Source organism: Tenacibaculum finnmarkense genomovar ulcerans (assembly GCF_900239495.1).
GTDB classification, from domain to species: Bacteria; Bacteroidota; Bacteroidia; order Flavobacteriales; family Flavobacteriaceae; genus Polaribacter; species Polaribacter ulcerans.
Window position 1 is genome coordinate 23105 of record NZ_OENE01000004.1, and the last position, 23347, is coordinate 46451.

25 protein-coding genes are annotated in these 23347 nt (G+C 31.8%); 21 read left to right on the forward strand and 4 right to left on the reverse strand.

Annotation, left to right across the window (positions count from 1 at the left end):
• Positions 1 to 33 precede the first annotated feature (33 nt).
• A complete protein-coding gene (locus DPIF8902391_RS00995) occupies positions 34 to 1761 on the reverse strand; it encodes a sodium:solute symporter family protein (protein ID WP_172504786.1) in 1728 nt (575 codons plus the stop codon).
• 141 nt (positions 1762 to 1902) lie between these two features.
• Between DPIF8902391_RS00995 and pfkA the strand changes: the two genes are divergently transcribed.
• Positions 1903 to 2886, forward strand: a complete 984-nt coding sequence (gene pfkA / locus DPIF8902391_RS01000; RefSeq protein ID WP_058884649.1) for a 6-phosphofructokinase — start codon at positions 1903 to 1905, stop codon at positions 2884 to 2886.
• Positions 2887 to 2916: 30 nt separating this feature from the next.
• On the forward strand, positions 2917 to 3909 hold the full coding sequence (gene gap, locus DPIF8902391_RS01005) for a type I glyceraldehyde-3-phosphate dehydrogenase (RefSeq protein ID WP_058884650.1): 993 nt from the start codon (positions 2917 to 2919) through the stop codon (positions 3907 to 3909).
• A 69-nt stretch (positions 3910 to 3978) separates the two neighbouring features.
• Here the strand turns inward: gap and DPIF8902391_RS01010 are convergent, their stop codons facing one another.
• Positions 3979 to 4359, reverse strand: coding sequence for a Rid family detoxifying hydrolase (locus tag DPIF8902391_RS01010; protein ID WP_058884651.1), 381 nt, complete (start codon positions 4357 to 4359; stop codon positions 3979 to 3981).
• Positions 4360 to 4405: 46 nt separating this feature from the next.
• On the reverse strand, positions 4406 to 7102 hold the full coding sequence (locus tag DPIF8902391_RS01015) for a putative LPS assembly protein LptD (RefSeq protein WP_172504787.1): 2697 nt from the start codon (positions 7100 to 7102) through the stop codon (positions 4406 to 4408).
• A gap of 93 nt (positions 7103 to 7195) precedes the next feature.
• Between DPIF8902391_RS01015 and DPIF8902391_RS01020 the strand changes: the two genes are divergently transcribed.
• From DPIF8902391_RS01020 to DPIF8902391_RS01070, 11 genes are all read left to right on the forward strand, one after another.
• The gene (locus DPIF8902391_RS01020; RefSeq protein WP_172504788.1) at positions 7196 to 8347 is read left to right on the forward strand and encodes an N-acetylmuramoyl-L-alanine amidase family protein; all 1152 of its coding nucleotides are present in this window, start codon (positions 7196 to 7198) and stop codon (positions 8345 to 8347) included.
• Between the two features lie 65 nt (positions 8348 to 8412).
• Positions 8413 to 9378: an MlaD family protein gene (locus DPIF8902391_RS01025; protein ID WP_058884653.1), complete on the forward strand. Its 966-nt coding sequence runs from the start codon at positions 8413 to 8415 to the stop codon at positions 9376 to 9378.
• 45 nt (positions 9379 to 9423) lie between these two features.
• Entirely contained in the window at positions 9424 to 10743 is a 1320-nt protein-coding gene (locus tag DPIF8902391_RS01030; RefSeq protein WP_058884654.1) for a (Fe-S)-binding protein, read from the forward strand.
• Between the two features lie 73 nt (positions 10744 to 10816).
• Positions 10817 to 11596, forward strand: a complete 780-nt coding sequence (locus DPIF8902391_RS01035) for a (Fe-S)-binding protein (RefSeq protein WP_172504789.1) — start codon at positions 10817 to 10819, stop codon at positions 11594 to 11596.
• A 17-nt stretch (positions 11597 to 11613) separates the two neighbouring features.
• Positions 11614 to 12255, forward strand: a complete 642-nt coding sequence (locus tag DPIF8902391_RS01040) for an SPOR domain-containing protein (protein WP_058884656.1) — start codon at positions 11614 to 11616, stop codon at positions 12253 to 12255.
• Positions 12256 to 12355: 100 nt separating this feature from the next.
• Positions 12356 to 13288, forward strand: coding sequence for a 1,4-dihydroxy-2-naphthoate octaprenyltransferase (gene menA / locus DPIF8902391_RS01045; RefSeq protein ID WP_172504790.1), 933 nt, complete (start codon positions 12356 to 12358; stop codon positions 13286 to 13288).
• 34 nt (positions 13289 to 13322) lie between these two features.
• Entirely contained in the window at positions 13323 to 14000 is a 678-nt protein-coding gene (locus tag DPIF8902391_RS01050; RefSeq protein ID WP_172504791.1) for a metal-dependent hydrolase, read from the forward strand.
• 8 nt (positions 14001 to 14008) lie between these two features.
• Entirely contained in the window at positions 14009 to 14521 is a 513-nt protein-coding gene (locus DPIF8902391_RS01055; RefSeq protein WP_172504792.1) for an SRPBCC family protein, read from the forward strand.
• 125 nt (positions 14522 to 14646) lie between these two features.
• Positions 14647 to 15687, forward strand: a complete 1041-nt coding sequence (gene menC, locus DPIF8902391_RS01060; RefSeq protein WP_058884660.1) for an o-succinylbenzoate synthase — start codon at positions 14647 to 14649, stop codon at positions 15685 to 15687.
• A gap of 46 nt (positions 15688 to 15733) precedes the next feature.
• Positions 15734 to 16687 (forward strand): CPBP family intramembrane glutamic endopeptidase, encoded by a 954-nt coding sequence (locus DPIF8902391_RS01065; RefSeq protein WP_172504793.1) that lies wholly within the window; start codon positions 15734 to 15736, stop codon positions 16685 to 16687.
• Positions 16680 to 17765, forward strand: a complete 1086-nt coding sequence (locus DPIF8902391_RS01070; protein WP_172504794.1) for an AMP-binding protein — start codon at positions 16680 to 16682, stop codon at positions 17763 to 17765. Before DPIF8902391_RS01065 ends, DPIF8902391_RS01070 begins: the two co-directional genes overlap by 8 nt.
• 49 nt (positions 17766 to 17814) lie before the next feature.
• Here DPIF8902391_RS01070 and DPIF8902391_RS01075 read toward each other — a convergent pair whose 3' ends face one another.
• Positions 17815 to 18780 carry a hypothetical protein gene (locus DPIF8902391_RS01075; protein ID WP_172504795.1) on the reverse strand — a complete coding sequence of 322 codons (966 nt, stop codon included), beginning with the start codon at positions 18778 to 18780 and terminating at the stop codon, positions 17815 to 17817.
• A gap of 500 nt (positions 18781 to 19280) precedes the next feature.
• Here DPIF8902391_RS01075 and rpsH point away from each other — a divergent pair, with 500 nt between their 5' ends.
• From rpsH to infA, 8 genes are read left to right on the forward strand one after another with little or no spacing between them, the layout of a single operon-like run.
• A complete protein-coding gene (gene rpsH, locus DPIF8902391_RS01080; protein WP_058884664.1) occupies positions 19281 to 19679 on the forward strand; it encodes a 30S ribosomal protein S8 in 399 nt (132 codons plus the stop codon).
• Between the two features lie 12 nt (positions 19680 to 19691).
• A complete protein-coding gene (rplF, locus tag DPIF8902391_RS01085; protein ID WP_058884665.1) occupies positions 19692 to 20237 on the forward strand; it encodes a 50S ribosomal protein L6 in 546 nt (181 codons plus the stop codon).
• Between the two features lie 18 nt (positions 20238 to 20255).
• Positions 20256 to 20606, forward strand: coding sequence for a 50S ribosomal protein L18 (gene rplR / locus DPIF8902391_RS01090; protein WP_058884666.1), 351 nt, complete (start codon positions 20256 to 20258; stop codon positions 20604 to 20606).
• 8 nt (positions 20607 to 20614) lie between these two features.
• Positions 20615 to 21139, forward strand: coding sequence for a 30S ribosomal protein S5 (rpsE, locus tag DPIF8902391_RS01095; RefSeq protein WP_101903633.1), 525 nt, complete (start codon positions 20615 to 20617; stop codon positions 21137 to 21139).
• A gap of 11 nt (positions 21140 to 21150) precedes the next feature.
• A complete protein-coding gene (rpmD, locus tag DPIF8902391_RS01100; RefSeq protein ID WP_058884668.1) occupies positions 21151 to 21333 on the forward strand; it encodes a 50S ribosomal protein L30 in 183 nt (60 codons plus the stop codon).
• Between the two features lie 12 nt (positions 21334 to 21345).
• Complete coding sequence (gene rplO / locus DPIF8902391_RS01105) at positions 21346 to 21795, forward strand: 50S ribosomal protein L15 (protein ID WP_058884669.1); 450 nt, start codon at positions 21346 to 21348, stop codon at positions 21793 to 21795.
• 14 nt (positions 21796 to 21809) lie between these two features.
• Positions 21810 to 23129, forward strand: coding sequence for a preprotein translocase subunit SecY (gene secY, locus DPIF8902391_RS01110; RefSeq protein WP_058884670.1), 1320 nt, complete (start codon positions 21810 to 21812; stop codon positions 23127 to 23129).
• Position 23130: 1 nt separating this feature from the next.
• Complete coding sequence (infA, locus tag DPIF8902391_RS01115) at positions 23131 to 23346, forward strand: translation initiation factor IF-1 (protein ID WP_024740627.1); 216 nt, start codon at positions 23131 to 23133, stop codon at positions 23344 to 23346.
• The last annotated feature ends 1 nt before the right edge of the window (position 23347 follow it).

The following is a 23347-nucleotide window of genomic DNA, read 5'->3' on the forward strand; positions in this document are numbered from 1 at the left end:
GATAAAAAAATCACCTAAAATAAGCTGAAAAACTTAGGAAATACGTTTCCAAATTTTTAGTAAAATCCCTACACAAATTAAAGTTGTTACAGTTAATATTGATGCTAGTAATGTTTTGCCATAAATCCAGTTTCCTGTGGCGAATAAAAAACTATAAACTCCAATTGTTCCCGTAATAAAACCGACAATTTTTATACCGATATTTTTAAATTTATCTTCGCCTTCAAAAATTAAACCCTCAAAATTATCAATTGTTTTTTTATCCGTAGGTTTTGTTAAAAGTGTTACTAAAATCCATCCGAAAGTAGTAATTACGACACCAATAATTAATTGCCAATAGCCTGCGATTTCAAAAAATGGATTTTCTAATTTTCTGTTGATAAAAAAGAAAAGCGCAATTATAAATGATATTCCCATTGCAGCAATTTCACTGTACGGATTAATTCGGCTCCAAAACCATCTTAAAATAAATAATAAACCTGTTCCTGCTCCGATTTGCAATAATAAATCAAAAACATCTTTAGCCGATTGCAAATAAAATGAAAATAAAGCGGCACAAATCATTAATAAAACGGTAGAAATTCGCCCAACAACAACTTTTTGTTTTTCCGAAGCTTCTTTATTGATAAAACGACTGTAAAAATCATTCACTATATACGAACTTCCCCAATTTAATTGGGTAGAAATCGTACTCATAAAAGCGGCTATTAAAGAAGTTAATACAATCCCTAATAAACCTGCGGGTAAATAAGTCATCATAGCGGCATAACCAACATCATGTCCTTGCATTTCTTGGGATAAATTAGGAAATGCCTGATTCATGCTTTCTAAACTAGGAAAAATAATTAAAGATGCCAGCCCGACAATAATCCAAGGCCAAGGACGCAAGGCATAATGTGCAAAATTGAAAAATAAAGTTGCCCAGGTCGCATTTTTTTCATCTTTAGCAGCTAACATTCGCTGTGCGATATAACCACCACCACCAGGTTCTGCTCCAGGATACCAAGTACTCCACCATTGCACGGCAAACGGAATGATAAACAAAGTAATTAACGATTCTGTATTTGAAAAATCAGGTAACATATTTAATTTTCCGCTTACATTTGGATGGCTTAATAAATTTGATAAACCATTTATTTCAGGCATATTTACAATATAAACTGTTGCCCAAACCGAACCAATCATGGCAAGTATAAATTGAACAAAATCGGTAAGTAAAACACCTTTTAATCCGCCTAAAGACGAATAAATAACCACAATAATAGACGAATAGATTAGCATCTCTCCTTGTGAAATCCCTAATAATATATTAGCGATTTTAGCCCCAGCCAAGCAAACTCCAGCCATGGTTATAATATTAAAAATTACACCTAAATAAATAGCTCTAAATCCTCTTAAAAAACCTGCCATTTTACCCGAATACCGCAGTTCGTAAAATTCTAAATCGGTTGTAATTCCTGATTTTCGCCATAATTTTGCATAAAAAAATACGGTTAGCATCCCTGTAAGGAGCATTGCCCACCAAACCCAGTTTCCTGAAACACCATTTTTACGCACTAGTTCGGTTACTAAACCTGGTGTGTCGGCGGCAAAAGTGGTAGCAACCATCGAAACTCCTAAAAGCCACCAAGGCATATTTCTACCTGATAAAAAGAAATCAGCACTACTTTTTCCTGCCGATTTTGATGCCCAAACACCAATAAGTAATGAAATGAGAAAAAATCCGATAATAATTGCGTAATCAAGCGTCGTTAATGTCATGTAGTTTTATTTAAAGGGCTAAATGTAGTTAAATAATATGATACGTTAAATTCGTTAAATTTCTGCTAAACTCTAAAAAATGATTTTATCTTTTGATAAAAAACCACTTAAAAAGAGTAAATTTGATATTCACTTTATTTTATGATGAAAATAAAAAAAATAGCAGTCATGACCTCTGGAGGAGATGCTCCAGGAATGAATGCAGCAATTAGGTCGGTAGTAAGAACATGTGCTTATTATCAGACTCAATGTATGGGTATTTATAGAGGGTATCAAGGTTTAATAGAAGGCGATTTAGTCTCTTTTACAGCTCGAAGTGTTAATAATATTATTAATAAAGGTGGCACTATATTAAAAACGGCGCGTTCTGATGATTTTAGAACCAAAGAAGGGCGTAAAAAAGCACACGAAAAATTACTAGAAAATAAGGTTGATGCTTTAATTGTTATTGGTGGCGATGGCTCTTTTACAGGAGCGGTTCTTTTTGGCAAGGAATTTGATTTTCCTGTTATTGGAATTCCAGGAACTATTGATAATGATATTTACGGAACATCCCATACTATTGGTTACGATACGGCTTTAAATACGGTTGTTGAAGCGATTGATAAAATTAGAGATACGGCATCATCGCATAATCGGTTATTTTTTGTTGAGGTGATGGGAAGAGATGCGGGTTTTATCGCCTTAAATGCAGGGGTTGGTGCAGGAGCTGAAGAAATTTTAATTCCTGAAGAAAATTTAGGATTAGAGCGTATGTTAGCATCCTTAAAGAAAAGTAGTAAAAGCGGTAAATCATCAAGTATTGTAGTGGTATCCGAAGGAGATAAAACAGGTAAAAATGTATTTGAATTAGCCGATTATGTTGAAAAAAACATGACAGCATATGAAGTTCGAGTATCTGTTTTAGGACATTTGCAAAGAGGTGGCGCTCCTAGTTGTTTTGACCGAGTTTTAGCGAGCAGATTAGGTGTAAAAGCGGTTGAATTATTACTTGACGGAAAAACCAATTTAATGGTTGGGCTTCAAAATAATAAGGTAGCAACAACTACTTTAGAAAAAGCAATAAAAGGAAATAATAGTATAAATATGGAACTTTTAAGAGTTTCTGATATTATGACCACATAATTTAAAATATAGATATTAAATAGTTTAACAATGATAAAAATAGGAATTAACGGGTTTGGTAGAATAGGAAGGTTAGCATTTCGTACTGCCATGAAAAGAGAAAATATACAAGTTGTTGCCATCAATGATTTGTTAGATGTGGAGTATTTAGCCTATTTATTAAAATATGATTCTGTACACGGTCGTTTTGATGGTGATATTGAAATAAAAGAAGGAAATTTAATTGTAAACGGACAAGAAATAAGAATTTCTTCGGATAAAAATCCTGAAAATTTAAAATGGGATGCTGTACAGGCAGATTATATTTTGGAAGCAACAGGTTTATTTACTGATAAAGAAAAAGCAGCTTTACATATAAAAGGCGGTGCTAAAAAAGTAATTATTTCAGCGCCATCAAAAGATGCCAATATGTATGTGATGGGGGTAAACCATCAAGATTTAAAAGCCGATGAGGTGGTTTTTTCAAACGCTTCTTGTACTACAAATTGTTTGGCACCTGTAGTAAAGGTAATTAATGATGCTTACGGTTTAACCGAAGGAATTATGACTACGGTTCATGCGGCAACAGCTACACAAAATGCTGTTGATGGTTTTAATAAAAAATGGCGTAGAGGTCGTTCGGCAATGAATAATATTATTCCAACCTCTACCGGAGCGGCAAAAGCGTTGGTAAAAGTGATTCCTGAAATGCAAGGGAAAGTAACGGCAATGGCAGTTCGAGTACCTACGGCAGATGTTTCTTTAATCGATTTGACTTTTAAAACTCAAAAGGCAACTTCGTTAAAAGAAATTATGGAAACTTTTAAAAAGGCTTCTCAAAACGAATTTAAAGGAATTATAGGTTATACTGAAGATGCGGTTGTTTCTCAAGATTTTGTTTCAGAAACACATACATCGGTAATTGACGCATCGGCAAGTATGGAACTTAATGAACACTTTTTTAAGGTAATTTCTTGGTACGATAACGAGTTTGGTTACGCTACAAAAATTGTAGATTTAATAGAGTATTCAGCTTCTTTATAAAAGAGTTAAACGCTAAATTTCATAAAAAAACCCGCTATTAGCGGGTTTTTTTTGATTGTTTTAGCATGATTATTTAACAGCAATCATGCTAATTTCTACATTTACAAATTTTGGTAAATTTGCTACCTCTACAGTTTCTCTTGCAGGCGCAGTTGCTTCATCAAAATATTGGGCGTAAACGCTGTTTATTTTAGCAAAGTTATTCATATCAGAAATAAAAATAGACGCTTTTACAACGTTTTCAAAAGTCATTTCAGCAGCAGCTAAAACTTCTTTCATATTTTCCATTACTTGTTTCGTTTCAATTTCGATGGTGTCCATTACTAATTCACCATTTTCAGGATTAAAAGCAATCTGTCCTGAGGTATATAAGGTGTTTCCGCTTAAAATAGCTTGGTTATAAGGACCAATAGGTGCAGGAGCTTTTGAGGTAGTGATAATTTTTTTCATAGTATATTTTATCTTTTGATGTATTAAAAGTGTGTGTTATTTTCGATTAAAATAAGGCTCTATCTGGCGGTTTATTTTTATCCCATTTCAAATCGCTTAATACTGCTGATTTTACACCGATAAAGAAATTGTAAGAGGTTCTTGGTCCGAAGGGTGTCCAACCAAAATTTAAACGCCAACTGTCTAAATCTCTAGAAAAATTTAAATTGGTATAAGAAAATCCATTGTTTTTAATATCGTAACCAGAATTAAAACCAACGCCCCATTTGGGTGATAATTCTATGTTTCCGCTAAATCGTAAAGTGTTTATATTAATGCCACTTTTAAGCCCATCATTACCATAATTCATGGTGTAAATTAAGTTTAATGTCCATGGTATTTTATGATGGTACAATACCGTTTCTGCTACGTCTTTATTTTTGTTTTTTGATGTGTTAGAAAAATCATTGGCATTTTGAGATGTTTGCCCAAATAAGTCAGGAGTATCTTGCGCACCATTTCCATTATTTTTATTAGGATTCTTTTCGCCTTCTTTATTCTTGCTAAAATCTTTGCTTGACAATGAATATTTTGCTGTTAATCCTATTTGTTTTACTCTAAATAAATTCGCGTTGAATTTATCTATTTGCTTCCCGTTTTTATCTATTTGATATGGGTCTAAAGACATATTGGTATTTAAGGCTAACTTGTCTTTAAATAATCGTGTGCTTGCGTTTACAGAAACATCACTCCAACGAAGACTATCTTTAGTAATGTCGTACCTGGTAGAAAAATCTAAGTTATTTAAAAGCATTATTTTCTGATCATCGGCATCGCTATCAGGGTCTTTTGGTGCAACTTTAGCTTCTAAAACATTGTTTACCGAAATATCAATTGCATTTGAGGTTCCATTTGCAGGTTTACCATATATTCCTCCTTCAAAAGGCGAATAAGTAAGTAGGTCAGTAGGGTCTGAGCTTTGCTGTACTTGTAGGTCGTAATTCTTAGCCAAATTAGGCGTGTATCCGTAGGAAATAGATGGTCTAATGGTATGACGAATGGCTTTTAAACGCCCTTTTTTAAAGTTAAAAGTACCGTAAATATTGGTTGATAATGATGCGCCAAAATTATAATTATGATATCGATTAAAACCACTAATAGTATCGTTTACAACTGCGCCTAAATTTTTACTAGCATTAATTTTTTTAGGGTCGTATCGTTTATGAATTTTATCAAAATACCAAACATCTTTATAGCTTGCATTAGGCGATAAAGTAAAGTACTTAAAGGCTTTTAAACTGGTGCTAGTACTTAAACTATGTTGAACTCCTGACTTGGCTGTTTTAAACATTTTAGGAGTAAAAAACTCATCATCAGTAGTGTTTATTTCATAACGCCCTTGCATATTATAATTAAATCCCATTTTTTGAATGGCATTGTTTTTAGCACCATCTTTCCCTGTAAACGGATAAAGTGGTTCTGAATTTACCTGTAAAGAAGGCAGTGTCATGGTTATTTTTTCGGTATTCGTATTTTGACCATGCTGCAAGGTTAAACTCATATTAAAAGGAGTACCAACAAACTTTTTATAGTAAGATATAGAAGAGTTTAAACTGTTGTCTATTGCCCGAGCATTATTTGCTTGATTTTGTGATTCTAAGAAAAAACGACTGCTTCCTAAATTAACCGCTGCTGAAAATTTAGAGTTTGGGCTTGCTTTTGAATCTTGATTATGACTCCAACGAATATTAAAACTATTACTTTTATTATAGTTAGACAAACCTCTGATTCCTTGAATATTGTTTTGAAATTGAAAATTAAAATTCCCACTAAATTTATAGCGTACATAATAACTAGATTCTGCTCGTAAGCCCCAACTTCCATTGGTATATAAATCACCTAAAACAGTTAAATCAAAATAATCGCTTAAGGCAAAGTAATATCCACCATTTTGCATAAAAAAACCTTGACTGTTGTTTTCTCCCCAAGAAGGGATGATAAAACCAGAGGTTCTTTTATCAGTTAAAGGAAAATAGGCAAATGGCAAAACTAAGGGGGTTGGTACGTCTGCCAATACTAAATGACTAGCGCCTATAATTATTTTTTTACCAGGAACAAGCTTTGCTTTACTGGTTTGTATATAATAATCGGGGCGTTTCTTTTTAGAGGTTGTAAAACGCATTTTACGCATGTAAATAGTAGAATCGTTTACTCGTTTTGTTTTTTCGGCATAGGTTATAATACCGTCTTGAACCGTTTTTACACCGTAAATAAGGGCTTTTTTTGTCTTGAAATTAAATAAAATAGAATCTTGTTCCGATTCTTGTGCTCCTTGTTTAAAAACTGGTTTTTGATGATAACCTAAACTGTCTTTTATTCCTTTGGCATATACGGTATTGTTTTTATAATCTAAAACAATAATTCCTGCTTTTAAATCAATATCAGTATAGGTTACTTGCGCTTTGTTGTATAAGGTTACTGTTTTGTTTTTTGCATTTTGAATGGTGTAATCTTCTGCATTGTGAGTAATAATTCCATCAATAACCTCTTTTGGTTTAATAGAGTCGTTTGCAATGCTGTCTTTTTTAAAGTTTAAAAGTTGCTCTTTTTTTAAATCAATTAGGCTATCTTTTGATTGATTTATTATTGTCTTTTTTTTCGTTTTCTTAGAGGGAATCTTTGAGTTACCAAAATCTTGAGCTGCGCTAATTTGATAACAAAAAAGGCAGAAAACTAAAAGTATGTAAGTTAGATTTGTTCGCAATGTTATAAATGCTATTTTTGTGTTATATTTAAAAGCTTTGGCGTGCTATTTGTATGCCAAAATACAAAAACCAAAAATAGTTAAATTTTATTGATGCAATTCTTAAAATTACGTAAATATAATCACTTGAAAAATAATTTTTTATTTTTAATCTTCATTTTTTGTTTTTTTGGGGTTTCACAGGGTATTTCTGCCCAAAAAAAATACACTATTGTTTTAGATGCTGGTCATGGGGGAAAGGACGCTGGTGCTTCTAGAGGTGCATATATCGAAAAAAAAATAGCCTTAAAATTAGTTCTAAAAATAGGGGCTATTTTAAAAAAAGACCCAAGTATTAATGTTCGTTATACCCGAACGAAAGATGTTTTTATAGAACTTCATAAACGTGCTAGTATTGCTAATAAGAAAAATGCTGATCTATTTGTATCGATACATTGTAATTCGAATAAATCAGCAAAACCACATGGTTCAGAAACATATGTGCTTGGTTTAAAAGGGAATGATGAGAATTTTGAAATTGTAAAAAAAGAAAATGCCGTAATTTTATTAGAAGATAATTACAGGAAAAATTATGATTACGATCCTAATTCGCCCGAGTCTTTAATTGGATTATCTGTTTTACAGGAAGAAAATTTAGATGCAAGTTTGGCGTTGGCAAGTTTTGTGCAAACCAATTTTAAAAGCATCAAAAGATATGACCGAAAAGTAAAGCAGGCTAATTTTTTAGTGCTGCGTGAAACCGCTATGCCAAGTGTTTTAATTGAGTTAGGTTTTTTATCAAACAAAACAGAAGGACGGTTTTTAAATTCAAAGTACGGGCAGTTAAAAATGGCAAAATCAATTGCTACTGCTATTAAAAAATATGTAAAAAGGTTAAAATTAAACACCGTTAATCAAGATGTAGTAGCGGTTTCTAAGCCTAAAAAAACCGTTGTTATTAGAAAAAAGAAAGCTGTTAAAAGAAAAAAACAAGCAGTTCGTAAAAAAAAGATACTCTTTAAAGTACAAATAGCAGCGTCTAAAAAACGATTAAATAAGCGAAATTTTAATTTTAGAGGCTTAAAAAACATAGAATCAAAATATATTAGCGGTTATTATAAATATTACTACGGAAGTTCGACGCGTTTGTCTAAAGCAAATAGCAGCCTGATTAAGGTAAGAAAGGCAGGGTATAAAGATGCCTGGGTGGTTGCTTTTAAAAATGGGAAAAGAATATCGGTTAAACAAGCGTTAAAAAACCGTTGATTTAGCAGAAATCAATATTTCTACTCCCGAAAATTATTAGTATTTTCGTGCTATAATTTTTATATATGTCAAAAGAACTTAAAACAGGTATTGTTGCTGTTGTTATTATCGTATTATTTATTTGGGGCTATAATTTTTTAAAAGGAGAAAATTTATTTAGCGGTAGTCGCAGGCATTTTTTTGTGGAGTATAAAAATATTAACGGGCTTAACAAAGCTAGTTTAGTAACCATAAACGGCTTAAAAGTTGGTAAAATTGATGAGATTTCGTTTAATACAACCCCTGAAAAACAAGGTGTTTTATTAGTAGAGATATCTTTAGATAGCGATTTTGAATTTTCTAAAAATAGTATTGCTCGAATTTACTCAGCAAGCTTAATGGGTGGGCAAAATTTAGCAATAGTACCAAAATATGATGGGGGACTTGCTGTTTCTGGTGATTATTTAAAAGGAGAGGTAGAATCGGATCTTTTTTCATCTGTAGGCGAAAAATTAAACCCTATTCAGTCAAATTTACAAAACGTACTTATAGGCGCTGATTCATTATTAGTAGGAATCAATAGTGTATTAGATCAAAAATCACGTACAAGTTTAAATAGCAGTATTCGTGGTTTAGAAGGAACAATAACAGGTATTCAAAAAACATTAAAATCAGTAAATAATTTATTGGTTGATAATAAAGAAAACCTAACAGCAACGCTTACAAATACTAAAAAAATTACGGATAACTTCTCAAAATTATCAGATGATTTAGCCAACTCTAATTTAGGTACAACCGTTAAAAAACTAGAAACAACCCTAGGAAATGTAAACGGTTTATTAGCAAATATGAAAGCGGGTAATGGAACTTTAGGAAAGTTAATGACTGATGATAAAATGTACACTAATTTAACCAATGCTTCTAAAGAAATGGAAGAGTTATTGCGAGAAATGAAGTTAAATCCTAAAAGATTTGTTCATATATCATTATTTGGTAAAAAAGCAATACCTTATAATAAAGAAGCAAATAGCAAAAACATAAGCTCTAAATAAGCTTATAAATACAAACCCTTTACAAAACTTAATAAATATAGAACGATGGAGAAATATTTATCAAACATTATTTTTGCAGCAATTTTAATTACAGGTATTGGATACTTTGTGATGAATGTTCGCAAGCTGATAAGAAATATCAAATTAGGAAAAGACATTGATCGGTCTGACAGGAAGCCTGAGCGTTTCAAAAATATGGCAAAAATAGCCTTAGGACAATACCGAATGGTTCGTCGTCCGCTTTCAGGAATTTTACATATTGTAGTGTATGTAGGATTTATTTTGATTAATATCGAAATGCTAGAAATTGTAATTGATGGGTTATTAGGAACACACCGTGTTTTTCAGCCTATTTTAGGTGATGCCATTTACGGATTTTTAATCGGTAATTTTGAGGTTTTAGCTGCCTTAGTTTTTGTAGCAGTTACTATTTTTTGGCTGCGTAGAAATATTCAAAGAGTAAAACGTTTCTGGAGCAAAGAAATGACAGGTTGGCCAAAAAACGATGGGAATATTATTCTATATTTTGAAATGGTATTAATGTCATTATTTTTAATAATGAATGCCACCGATATTCCTTTTCAAGAAGCAGGAACAGGAAATGTAATTTCTCAATTTATAGCGCCTTTATTTAATGGTTTTTCAGCAGAAACACTACATGCTATTGAAAAATCAGCTTGGTGGGTGCATATTATAGGAATTTTAATTTTCTTAAATTATTTATATTATTCAAAGCATTTACATATTTTATTAGCATTTCCAAACACTTTTTTCGCCAATTTAAAACCAAAAGGACAATTTACAAATGTTGCCTCGGTTACTAAAGAAGTAAAAATGATGATGGATCCTGATGCTGATCCGTATGCAATGCCAGAAGAAGGAGCAGAAGAAGAAGTTCCTGAGAAATTTGGGGCCTCCGATGTTACCGATTTAAACTGGGTACAATTAATGAACGCTTATACCTGTACCGAGTGTGGACGTTGTACCTCGTCATGCCCGGCAAGTTTAACAGGAAAAGAATTATCGCCACGTGCCATTATGATGAAAACACGTGATCGTTTAGAAGAAGTTGGTAAAAATATTGATGCAAACGACGGTGTTTTTAAAGACGATGGAAAGCAATTATTAAACGATTATATTTCTCCGGAAGAATTATGGGCGTGTACAAGTTGTAATGCTTGTGTGCAAGAATGTCCGATAGATATTGATCCTTTATCTATTATTTTAGAAATGCGTCGTTATTTGGTGATGGAAGAATCAGCAGCGCCACAAGAATTAAATTCAATGATGGCAAATATTGAAAATAACGGAGCGCCTTGGCAGTATAGCCAGCAAGATAGATTAAACTGGAAAGACGAAGAATAAACATTTTTTAATTAACAATTATACGTACTGAATTGTATTAATTCAAAACCTATAATTCAAAAATTTGTAAATTATGATAGTACCAACGATGGCAGAAATGATGGCGCAAGGAAAACAACCAGAGGTGTTGTTTTGGGTAGGAGCGGCAGGAAGTTATGATGATAGAGCAAAGAAAATAACCAAAGCATTTGTAAAAATATTACACCTCGCAAATGTGAATTTTACGGTGTTAGGAACTGAAGAAAGTTCAACAGGAGATGCAGCAAAACGAGCAGGAAATGAATTTTTGTTTCAGATGCAGGCAATGATGAATATTGAAGTTTTAAACGGATACGAAATAAAAAAAATAGTAACCTGCGACCCACATTCATTTAATACCTTAAAAAATGAATACCCTGAATTAGGAGGTAGCTATGAAGTATATCATCACACGCAATTTATCAGTAAATTAATAAAAGACGGGCGTTTATCAATAGATGACACTAATTTAAAAGGCAAACGATTAACCTATCATGACCCTTGTTATTTAGGTAGAGCAAACGATATTTATGAAACTCCACGTGAATTATTACGAAGTTTAGGGGTTAAAATGACCGAAATGAAACGTCATAAATCTACTGCTTTATGTTGTGGTGCAGGAGGTGCACAAATGTTTAAAGATGCCGAAAAAGGGGATAAAGAAATTAATATTTTACGAACCGAAGATGCTTTAAAAACCAATCCACAAATTATAGCAACAGGTTGCCCATATTGCAATACCATGATGACTGATGGTGTAAAATTTAAACTAAAAGAAGATCAAGTTATCGTGCAAGATATTGCCGAATTAATTGCTGATGCTAATAATTTATAGTTCTAAAAAACAAAAAGATGCCTTTAATAGATGATAAAGAGTTTCTTAAAATATGCAAAGAGTTAGATCATTTAAAAGAAAAAGAAAAAGATCTTGAACGAGGTTATATTGACTTAAAATTAGAAAACGTCAAAATTAGCAGCGGTAAAAAATACCGAATTTTACTTATTTTTGCATTAGGGACCTTAGTTTTATTTTTGATTGTAAACATGTATTATAAACATGATAAATTTACAGCGATTAATCATCAAAAGAAATCGTTAGAAAAATTAATCGATAGCATTAATAATGTAACAAAATTAGAAGAATCGGCACGGTTAAAAAAACAAAAAACAGTGGCTCTTTTAGTAAAAAATAAAATTGTTTTCACCGTTCAAATTGGTGCTTTTGGAAATCTTAAAATGCCTGAGACATTAACACAAGAAGGAGGGATTCGAAAAATGCCTAACAATTTAGGTGAAAAAACAGAAAAATATATTGCAGGCGCTTTTTCTACCTATCAAAATGCTCGAATATTTAGAGATGAAATAAAAAAAATAGGTATTAAAGATGGATTTGTAGTTGCATTACGTAACGGAAAAAAAATATCGATTAGTACTGCTGTAAAATTATCAAATACAGATCCTTTCGATACTTTAAATAAGTCAAGTACTGATTAAAAAAACGCATAAAAAACATAATTTAGAAAGTTACATCTTAAAAAAGGAAAGATTTACTCTTTCCTTTTTTATGTTTCAAATTATTAAAACAAAATAATAAATGATTAAAAATTATATAAAAGCAGCACGTTTACGAACTTTACCGTTATCAGTTTCAGGAATTATTGTGGGAAGCGCCTTAGGTTTTGAAGCCTTTTTATCAACAACCATACTTTCAGAAAACACCACAAGTTCTTTCTGGCAAACGCCTATTTTTTGGCTAGCAATTTTAACAACAATAGGTTTTCAAGTAGTATCAAATTTCGCTAATGATTATGGAGACGGTATTAAAGGAACAGACGATAATAGAGAAGGAGAAGCCCGTATGGTTTGCTCAGGAGCAATTACGCCAAAACAGATGAAAATGGCAATAATTATTACCGCTGTTATCACTTTAATAATAGCATTATCGCTTATTTATGTATCTTTTGGGAAAGATAATTTTTTATATTCTGTCATTTTCTTCGGATTAGGAGTTTCCTCAATTGTAGCCGCTATAAAATATACGGTAGGTAAATCGGCTTATGGTTACAGTGGTTTTGGCGATGTTTTTGTATTTGTTTTCTTCGGATTATTAGCCGTTGTAGGAACGTATTTTTTATATACGAAACAATTAAATTTCACTGTTTTTTTACCTGCAATTACTATCGGATTGTTAAGTACGGCTGTTTTGAACTTAAATAATATGCGAGATATAGTAAACGATGCAAAGGTTGGTAAAAACACCTTAGTTGTTAAAATGGGAGCTAAACTAGCTAAATTGTATCATTATAATTTGATTATTGCATCCTTTTTATTTGCAATGATATATGTAGTAATTAGCTATAAATCGCCTTTGCAATTTTTATTTATACTCGCTTATTTACCAATTATAAAACATTTATTTTTTGTCTATAAAAATAAAGAAGAACCCTTATTAGACGGCGAATTAAAAAAAGTAGCATTAAGTACTTTTTTATTCTCAATTTTATTTGCTTTAGGAAACGTTTTATAGCAAGCTTACAAACTAATATTATAAAAAGAATACAATGAACATTACATTTTACGGACATGCTTGTTTCGGTATCGAAATTAACGGAACACATTTATTAGTAGATCCATTTATTACAGGAAATCCGTTAGCATCAAATATTGTTATTGCAGATATAAAAGCCGATTATATATTAGTAACACACGCACATCAAGACCATGTTTTAGACGTTGAACTTTTTGCAGAAAAAACAGGTGCAACCATTATTTCTAATTACGAAATAGCACAATATTATGCTGCTAAAAATTTCAAAACAGCCGCTGTAAATCACGGAGGAACTTTTAAAGTTGATACTTTTTCAGCGAAATATGTAAATGCAATTCATACTTCTTCATTTGCTGATGGAACTTACGGAGGGCAACCAGGCGGATTTGTAATTTCATCCGAAGAAAAAACATTATACATTGCTGGAGATACTGCTGTCACTATGGATATGAAATTAATTCCGATGACTACAAAATTAACAGCAGCTATTTTTCCAATAGGCGACACCTTTACAATGGGTATTGAAGATGCTATTATTGCTAGTAATTTGGTTGAATGTAACAAGGTAATCGGTTGTCATTTTAACACGTTTCCACCCATAGAAATTGATGTAAATCAAGCCAAAAGCAAATTCACGAAAGCTAATAAAGAATTGACTATTTTAGAAATAGGACACACCGTAAAATTATAATAATTAACATGAAATCAATAAAAATAATATTAGGAATTGTAAGCGCTTTAGTCCTTGTTTTTTTCTTAACAGGAATTATTATTACTCAAGTTGAATACAGTACAGAAATTGAAGTTAACAAACCCGTTGCTACTGTTTTTGAAAATTTTAAAAATGTAGATCAGCTAAAAAAATGGTTGCCAGATGTAAAATCAATCGAACCAAAGCAAGAAAAACCAGGCGTATTAGGCAGTACTTATAACGTAATTGTCGAAAATAATGGACAGGAAGTAAAAATGGTTCAAAGAATTTCAGATTATATCGAAAATGAAAAAATCACCTTTGAATTTCATTCTAATCAAATGGTAAAAACCACCGAATATAATTTTATAGCCAACGGAAATACTACTAAAATTGTTCAAAACAGCAGTGTAAATAGCAAATCATATATGACAGCTTGTTTGTATCCTTATTTTAAAGGGACTTTCAAAAAAATAAGTTTACAATCGTTAAAAAAATGTAAAGAATACGTAGAAAAATAATTTTTTGGGCGTTCGAGCGGGCTTTACATTACAATCTTTTGTTCGTGCCTCACAAAAGGATTTCCATTGCAATCCCTAACGCAAAACCACTAACATTCTAAAAAATACGTTAATAAAATCAGAACATGATACAAGCAACTTATCATAAGCATTTACTTAATTTTAAACAAGCAAGCGGTACATCTCGAGGTATTTTAAGAACCAAAGAAACCTGGTTTATCATCTTAAAAAAAGACGGAAAAACAGGCATAGGAGAATGCGGTTTATTTAGAGGTTTAAGTATTGATGACGTTCCAAATTACGAAGAAAAATTGCAATGGTTTTGTGCAAATATCAATCAAGGTTTAGAAAAGTTATTAGTTGAAGCGACTTATTTTCCATCTATTCAATTCGGATTGGAACAAGCTTTTTTATCATTAAAAGCAAAAAATAAATTTGAATTATTTCCTTCAAATTTTACAAAAGGAACACAAAATATTCCAATCAACGGTTTAATTTGGATGGGTGATAAAGCCTTTATGCAACAGCAAATTAAAGACAAGTTAGAGCAAGGTTTTAATACCATCAAAATGAAAATTGGTGCGATTGATTTTGAAACAGAAATGGATTTGTTAAAATCTATTCGTAAAGAATTTTCATCCGAAGAAATAACGCTACGAGTTGATGCAAATGGAGGTTTTACACCTAAAGATGCTTTACAAAAATTACAACGATTATCGGAATTAGATATTCATTCCATTGAACAGCCGATAAAACAAGGACAATGGCAAGAAATGGCAAATTTATGTGAAAAAACACCCTTGCCAATCGCTTTAGATGAAGAATTGATAGGCATTTTTACATCCGAAGAAAAAGAAAAATGTATTCAAACAATTAAACCGCAATACATTATTTTAAAACCTAGTTTAGTTGGCGGAATTAAAGGAAGTGAACAGTGGATTTCAATCGCTAAAAAATACAACGCCGATAATTGGATAACTTCAGCATTAGAAAGTAATATTGGTTTAAATGCCATTGCACAATTTACGCAAACTTTAAAAAACCCGCTGCCGCAAGGCTTAGGAACAGGGGGTTTATTTACCAATAATTTTGAAAGTCCGTTAGAAGTTTCCAACGGAAGTTTAGGTTATAATAGTAAAATAGCTTGGGGATTTAATTTAGATTAACGTTATTTAGTTTTTATTATCATAATAATATCAAAATTTTTAACAAATGAATTTTATAGAACAAGCATATAAAGGAAGAAATAATTGGCTTTATTACTTCGCCGCGATTACTTTAATCCTCTTCGGATGGCAATTAATAGGAACACTTCCTTTGGCATTAGTAGCGATTTTACATTCGAAAAATTTGGGAGAGTTTTCGAATGCTGCAAACGAAAGTTTTATGACCTTAGGAATTGACAAAAATTTGTTTTTATTCCTGATGATATTAATGTTTGCTATCGGATTATTTTTTTTATTCGTAGCTATAAAATTTATTCATAAAAGAGCTTTCAAAACAGTTGTAACAAGCCGTGAAAATATTGATTGGAGCCGTTTTTGGTTTGGTTTTGTAACTTTTGGAATAATTGCCGTAAGTGTAACGTTGTTAGGCATTTTTTTATCTCCAGAAAATTATACTTGGAACTTTAAACCTGTACCTTTTTTTACATTAGTAGCCGTTTCTTTTTTGTTTTTACCTTTACAAACTAGTTTTGAAGAGTTGTTATTTAGAGGGTATTTTATGCAAGGTTTAGGAACTTGGTTTAAAAATAGATGGATGCCTTTAATAATAACATCAGTTGCTTTTGGCTTATTGCACGGTGCAAATCCTGAGGTTGAAAAATTAGGGTATATTTCCATGGTTTTTTACATAGGAACTGGTTTTTTCTTCGGAATTACAACTTTAATGGATGAAGGAACAGAGTTAGTTTTAGGCGTACATGCTATAAATAATATTGTAGCTGCTTTTTTAGTAACTACAAATTGGACAGTTTTTCAAACAGATGCTTTATTTGTTGATACTTCAGAACCTTCAGTAGGTATCGAAATGTTTTTACCTGTTTTTGTATTGTATCCGTTAATTTTATTGTTGTTTTCTAAAAAATACGGCTGGAAAAACTGGCAAGAAAAATTAACAGGAAGTATTCAAAAACCACAAGAAAATCTAGCGAATATTGAATAATTATAGACGTTTTCATAAGGGTTTTCAATTAAACGGAATTTCTTTTTTATCCGAAGAAGAATTGCTTGTTTTTTCTGGTAAAATATCAGAATCTATACATGCTTTTTTAAGTGATTGGTTTAATGATAAAGATTTTGTAATTGTACAAACTTCAGGTTCAACAGGAAAACCAAAACCGATTAAGTTGCAAAAAGAGTTTATGAAAAATTCGGCTTTAGCAACAGGAAAGTTTTTTAATTTAAAAGAAAATACAATAGCATTACTATGTTTATCTACCGATTATATTGCAGGTAAAATGATGCTGGTTCGTGCCTTAACTTTAGGTTGGGAATTGGATATTGTAAAACCAGATTCTAATCCGTTAAAAGATAAAAAACTGCTTAAAAAACACTACAATTTTTCGGCAATGGTTCCGTTACAATTACGAAATTCATTAGCCGATTTACACAAAATTGATAAATTAATTGTAGGTGGAGGCGTGGTTTCTTCTGATTTGACACGTGCTATTCAAAATATTTCAACAAAAGTATTTGCTACTTACGGAATGACTGAAACAATTACGCATATTGCTGTTAAAAAATTGAATAATTTTAAAGAACACGAACCTGTGTCAGCGTCTGATTATACCGTTTTATCAAACGTAAAAATAACTGTTGACACCAGAGATTGTTTAGTTATTGAAGCACCAAAAGTATCCGAAGAAAAAATAATAACGAATGATATTGTAAAGTTGATTTCTGCAACTAAATTTGAGTGGTTAGGACGTTTTGATAATGTTATTAATTCTGGAGGCGTAAAATTACATCCCGAAAAAATAGAAGAAAAATTATCAGAAATAATAACATCCCGTTTTTTTGTTATTGGAATTTCTGATGCTATTTTAGGTGAAAAATTAATTTTAATTATTGAAGATAGTATTTCAGATAAAGCAAAGAATGATTTCGATTTTGAAATTAAAAATTTAAAAACACTTACTAGGTTTGAAATTCCTAAAGAGATTTATTTTATTGATAATTTTATAGAAACGGACACGAAAAAAATCCAACGTAAAAAAACCTTGAAAATAATATTAAACTAGCTTTTTTAAGAGTAAAAAAGCTAGTTTAATTATAAAATTTAAACATATTTTAAGCGTGTGTATTTTTTTTACGCGCTGTTATTTTTTCAAGCTCTTTAATTACATTATTAGAAGCATTGGCTGATATTTCTTCAAATAATGCCTCAAAATAATCGTCATCTACATAACCCTCTTCTTCATACTCCTTTTTATAGGTTTCTAGAATTGTTAAAATAGCCTGCTGTATTTCTTTATTTTTAGTGTTATTTAATGCAGGAATAAAAAGAGTTTCCATAGCGTCGCCATCTTCACCACTAAGCATATCCGTAGGAAGTTCTTCTAATAATTTTAACAAGGCTTCAGATTGAAATTTAGGGAAATGATTGTCAATTAATTTATCTTGATTGGTAGTACTCCAAAAACGATGCCCTGCATCATAATATTCACAAGCTTTAAGAAATTGAGTTACAATAGCAAGTTGAGCATCTAGATTTTTTCTTTTGATAATTTCTGCTATAGCAAAAGAGGTAACTTCAAAATTAAAATAGATGTTTTGTAGTGTCATTTGAACAACAGCAACTAGTGTTTCTGGCGAAAGATTATTGATGTGTTTTTTAAAATATTCGTCTAATATAGGAGTGGTAACAAAACTTTCATCTTTCATTTTGACTCCCAAAAATTGAGTAAAAGGGTGTTTGTTGTCGTTATAATAGATGGTTATTAATTCGTTTAGCGTTTTAATTCCGCTTTCAAAAATTGTGGCATCCGCTGTTTTTAAATTTTTTATAGCGATAGAAAATACAGAAAGATCGTTCGGTTGTGTTTGTTCTTTATAACCTTGTTTTATTTTGGTGATAAGAAGTGCTTCTGCCGCTTTTTCGGCTGCTTCAGAAGTGTCAAAATAAGTTGTTTTTATGCTAGGATTTTCATCAGAAATACTATTAATAATTGTACATGTTTTCTTTTTAAAAGTGATAATACAAAAGTGTGTATTTCTATCTTCTGTAAGAACAAGGTATTTTTCTAAATACTTCATAAGACTTGTTTTTTTATTATTGTTTAGTTGTTTGTATGTGTAAAAATACTCTTTTAGATTGATTTTTTTATCACTGTTTTCAGAGTGTTTTTTTTGAAAAAGCATCTAAATAAAGAATTAAGAAACCTAATTTGTTCTGCTATAAAATTTATAACGTTTAAATATCTAGTCTAATTGAATATAAAAGCTGTTTTTAGGGTAAATAGCGCTTTTTTTTGATTTAAAGATGTGTAACTAAAAAGTTTTATAAAATGATAAAGCCCAAAACCTTTTGATTTTCAAAATGTTTACGTATATTTGCAGTCTGTTTTTATGGGCTATTTTTGCTTTAATATCAACTAAATAAGAAAACACTTGTTTTTGATAGCGTTGTAAAGTGAGTTTAATAGTGGGCATAAAAGCAAAAAAACAAATATTAACTGGTTTCAGGTTTAGTAGTTACGGTGTATCCGTAGGGACAATAGAAATTACTAAATACCAAAACCGAAATTTAATTAATTATGTATACAGATCCAATTGCGGATTTTCTTACTCGAGTAAGAAATGCTATTGCAGCAAATCATCGAGTAGTAGAGATTCCTGCTTCTAAATTGAAGAAGGAAATGACGAAAATTTTGTTCGATCAAGGTTATGTTTTAAGTTATCAGTTCAATGACGATAAAGTTCAAGGGACAATCAAGATCGCTTTAAAATACGACAGAGACACGAAAGAATCAGTAATCAGAAAGATTCAAAGAATTTCAACCCCAGGTTTACGTAAATACGTTGGTTCGAAAGAAATGCCAAGAGTATTAAACGGATTAGGTATTGCTATTGTTTCTACATCGAGAGGTGTAATGACAAACAAAAAAGCAAAACTTGAAAATGTTGGTGGTGAAGTATTATGTTACGTTTATTAATCACTTTGTACGATGAGTAGAATAGGAAAAAATCCAATCGCATTACCACAAGGTGTTGAAGTTTCAGTAAACGGAAATGTGGTTACAGTAAAGGGTAAATTAGGAACATTAACTCAAGAGTTAAAGTCTGAAATTACTGCAGGAATTGAAGATGGTGTTTTAACAGTTAGAAGAGCATCAGATAGTAAAGATCATAGAGCAGCACACGGTTTATACCGTTCTTTAATCAGTAATATGATTGAAGGTGTTTCTAAAGGATATACTAAGGAATTAGAGTTAGTAGGTGTAGGTTATAGAGCATCTAACCAAGGGCAAAAATTAGATTTAGCTTTAGGTTTCTCTCATAATATTGTTTTAAATATTGCTCCAGAAGTAAAAGTTGAAACAGTATCGGACAAGGGTAAAAATCCAATAGTTAAATTATCTTCTTTTGATAAGCAATTAGTTGGTCAAGTAGCAGCTAAAATTCGTTCTTTCCGTGCTCCAGAGCCATATAAAGGAAAAGGAATTAAGTTTGTAGGAGAGGTATTAAGAAGAAAAGCAGGTAAATCTGCATAATAAATAAGAGAAATTATTATGGCATTATCAAAGCTTGAAAGAAGACAACGAATTAAGTATAGAATTAGAAAGGTTATTACTGGAACAGCTGTTAAGCCTAGGTTGTCAGTTTTTAGAAGTAACAAGGAAATTTATGCTCAATTAATTGATGACGTTACAGGTGTAACATTAGCATCTGCATCATCAAGAGATAAAGAAATTACAGCTGGTTCTAAATCAGAAGCTGCTGCTGCAGTAGGTAAAGCAATTGCTGAAAGAGCTGCTGCAAAAGGTTTTGAAACTATTTCTTTTGATAGAAATGGGTTTTTATACCACGGTAGAATTAAAGTATTAGCTGAAGCTGCTAGAGAAGCTGGTTTAAAATTTTAAGAAATTATATTATGTTAGGATATAAAAACGTAGAAAGAGTAAAACCAAGCGGATTAGAGCTTGTAGATAAATTAGTAGGTGTACAACGTGTTACCAAAGTAACTAAAGGGGGTAGAGCATTTGGTTTCTCTGCAATCGTAATAGTTGGAGATGGTAACGGTGTTGTTGGTCATGGATTAGGAAAGTCTAAAGATGTTGCTTCTGCAATTGCTAAAGCGATTGAAGATGCTAAGAAAAGTTTAGTACGTATTCCTCTTTTAGACGGAACCTTACCTCATGAACAGAAAGGTAAATTTGGTGGTGCGAAAGTATTTATCAAGCCTGCCTCTCATGGTACAGGAGTTATCGCCGGTGGTGCAGTACGTTCAGTATTGGAATCAGTTGGTGTTAAAGACGTATTATCAAAATCTCAAGGATCTTCAAATCCTCACAACGTAGTGAAAGCAACTTTTGATGCTTTATTACAATTACGTAATGCGGCAACTATTGCTAAGCAAAGAGGTATTTCTTTAGAGAAAGTTTTTAACGGTTAAAATTTAAGACGATGAGTAAAATTAAAGTTACACAAGTAAGAAGTAAAATTGGTCGCCTTAAAAGTCAAAAAGCAACGTTAGAGGCATTAGGTTTACGCAAATTGAACCAAACTGTAGAGCACAATGCAACAGCTCAAATTTTGGGAATGGTAAAAACAGTTTCACACTTAGTTTCTGTAGAGGAAATTAAATAAGACAATAATAAGATGAGTTTACATAACTTAAAACCTGCAGTAGGATCTACAAAGAGCCGTAAACGTATAGCACGTGGAGAGGGTTCTGGTAAAGGAGGAACTGCAACAAGAGGTCATAATGGTCAGAAATCTCGTTCTGGTTATTCTCGTAAAATAGGATTTGAAGGAGGTCAGATGCCACTTCAAAGACGTGTACCTAAATTTGGTTTCACAAACATTAATCGTAAAGAGTATGTTGGTGTTAATTTAGAGAAATTACAAGAATTAGTAGAAAGTGGAAAAATTTCAGATACAGTAACTTTAGCGATTTTAGTAGAAAATCGTTTAGCTCGTAAAAATGACTTAGTAAAAATACTAGGAAATGGTGAGTTAAAAGCTAAATTAAACGTAACCGTACACAAATTTACTGCAACAGCAAAAGCGGCTATTGAAGCTGCAGGAGGTGAGGTAGTTACATTATAAAACAACTGTAAATGATGAATTTTATAAATACATTAAAAGACATTTGGAAGATAGAAGAGTTAAAAGAGAAATTACTTTTAACCTTTGGTTTAATTGCTGTTTACCGTTTTATGTCGGCAGTTCCATTACCTGGAATTGACCCGACACAGTTAACAGCATTGCAAGACAGTACTTCAGGTGGACTTTTGGGTTTATTAAACGCATTTACAGGTGGGGCATTTGCTAGAGCGTCAGTAATGGCTCTTGGTATAATGCCTTATATTTCTGCTTCGATTGTAGTTCAGTTAATGGGTATCGCGGTACCATATTTGCAAAAATTACAAAAAGATGGAGAAAGTGGACGTAAGAAGATTACGCAAATTACAAGATGGTTAACAATTGCTATTACATTGTTTCAAGCACCAACCTATATTGGGATTATTCAAAACCAAATGGGATTAGGACCTGAAGCTTTCTTAGTACCAGGAGTTACCTTTTGGGTATCATCAATTATTCTTTTAACTGCAGGAACAGTTTTTGCAATGTGGTTAGGAGAACGTATTACAGACAAAGGAGTTGGTAATGGTATTTCATTATTAATTACAGTAGGTATTTTAGCGAATTTTCCAGCAGCTTTTATTCAAGAGTTAGTTTCTAAAGGGACAGCTGGAGCAGGAGGTATGATGATGATTCTAATAGAATTAATAGTTTGGTTTGTAGTGATTTTGTTAACCGTATTATTAGTTACCGCAGTACGTAAAGTTGCCGTTCAATACGCACGTCGTACAGCAATTACTGATATTAAAGATGTTGACGGTGCTCGCCAGTACATTCCTTTAAAATTGAATGCATCAGGTGTAATGCCGATTATTTTTGCACAGGCTATTATGTTTTTACCAGTAGCTTTAGGACAAAAATTTCCAGCACTAAGCAGTTTAGCTGACAACTTCGGATTATGGTATAACGTTATATTTGCTTTGTTAATTATTGTATTTAGTTATTTTTATACGGCGATTACAATCCCTACAAATAAAATGGCTGAAGACTTAAAGAGAAGTAATGGTTTCGTTCCAGGCTATAAACCAGGAGAAGAAACTGCAAATTATTTAGACGCAGTGTTATCTAAGATAACATTTCCAGGATCTTTATTTTTAGCAGCTTTAGCTATTTTACCAGCAATTATTGTTCAGTTTGATGTAACTCAAAACTGGGCAATGTTTTTCGGAGGAACTTCTTTAATCATTATGGTTGGAGTAGCAATAGATACCATACAGCAAATTAACTCGTATTTATTAAACAGTCGTTATGACGGTTTAATGAAAACAGGTAACAGTAACAGAAAATCATTAAAATAATATGGCTAAACAACCAGCAATTCAACAAGACGGAACAATCACTGAAGCATTGTCAAATGCGATGTTTCGTGTAGAATTAGAAAACGGACATATTGTTACGGCTCACATTTCAGGGAAAATGCGTATGCATTATATCAAACTATTACCAGGAGATAAGGTGAAGTTAGAAATGAGCCCATATGATTTATCAAAGGCAAGAATTACTTACAGATATTAAA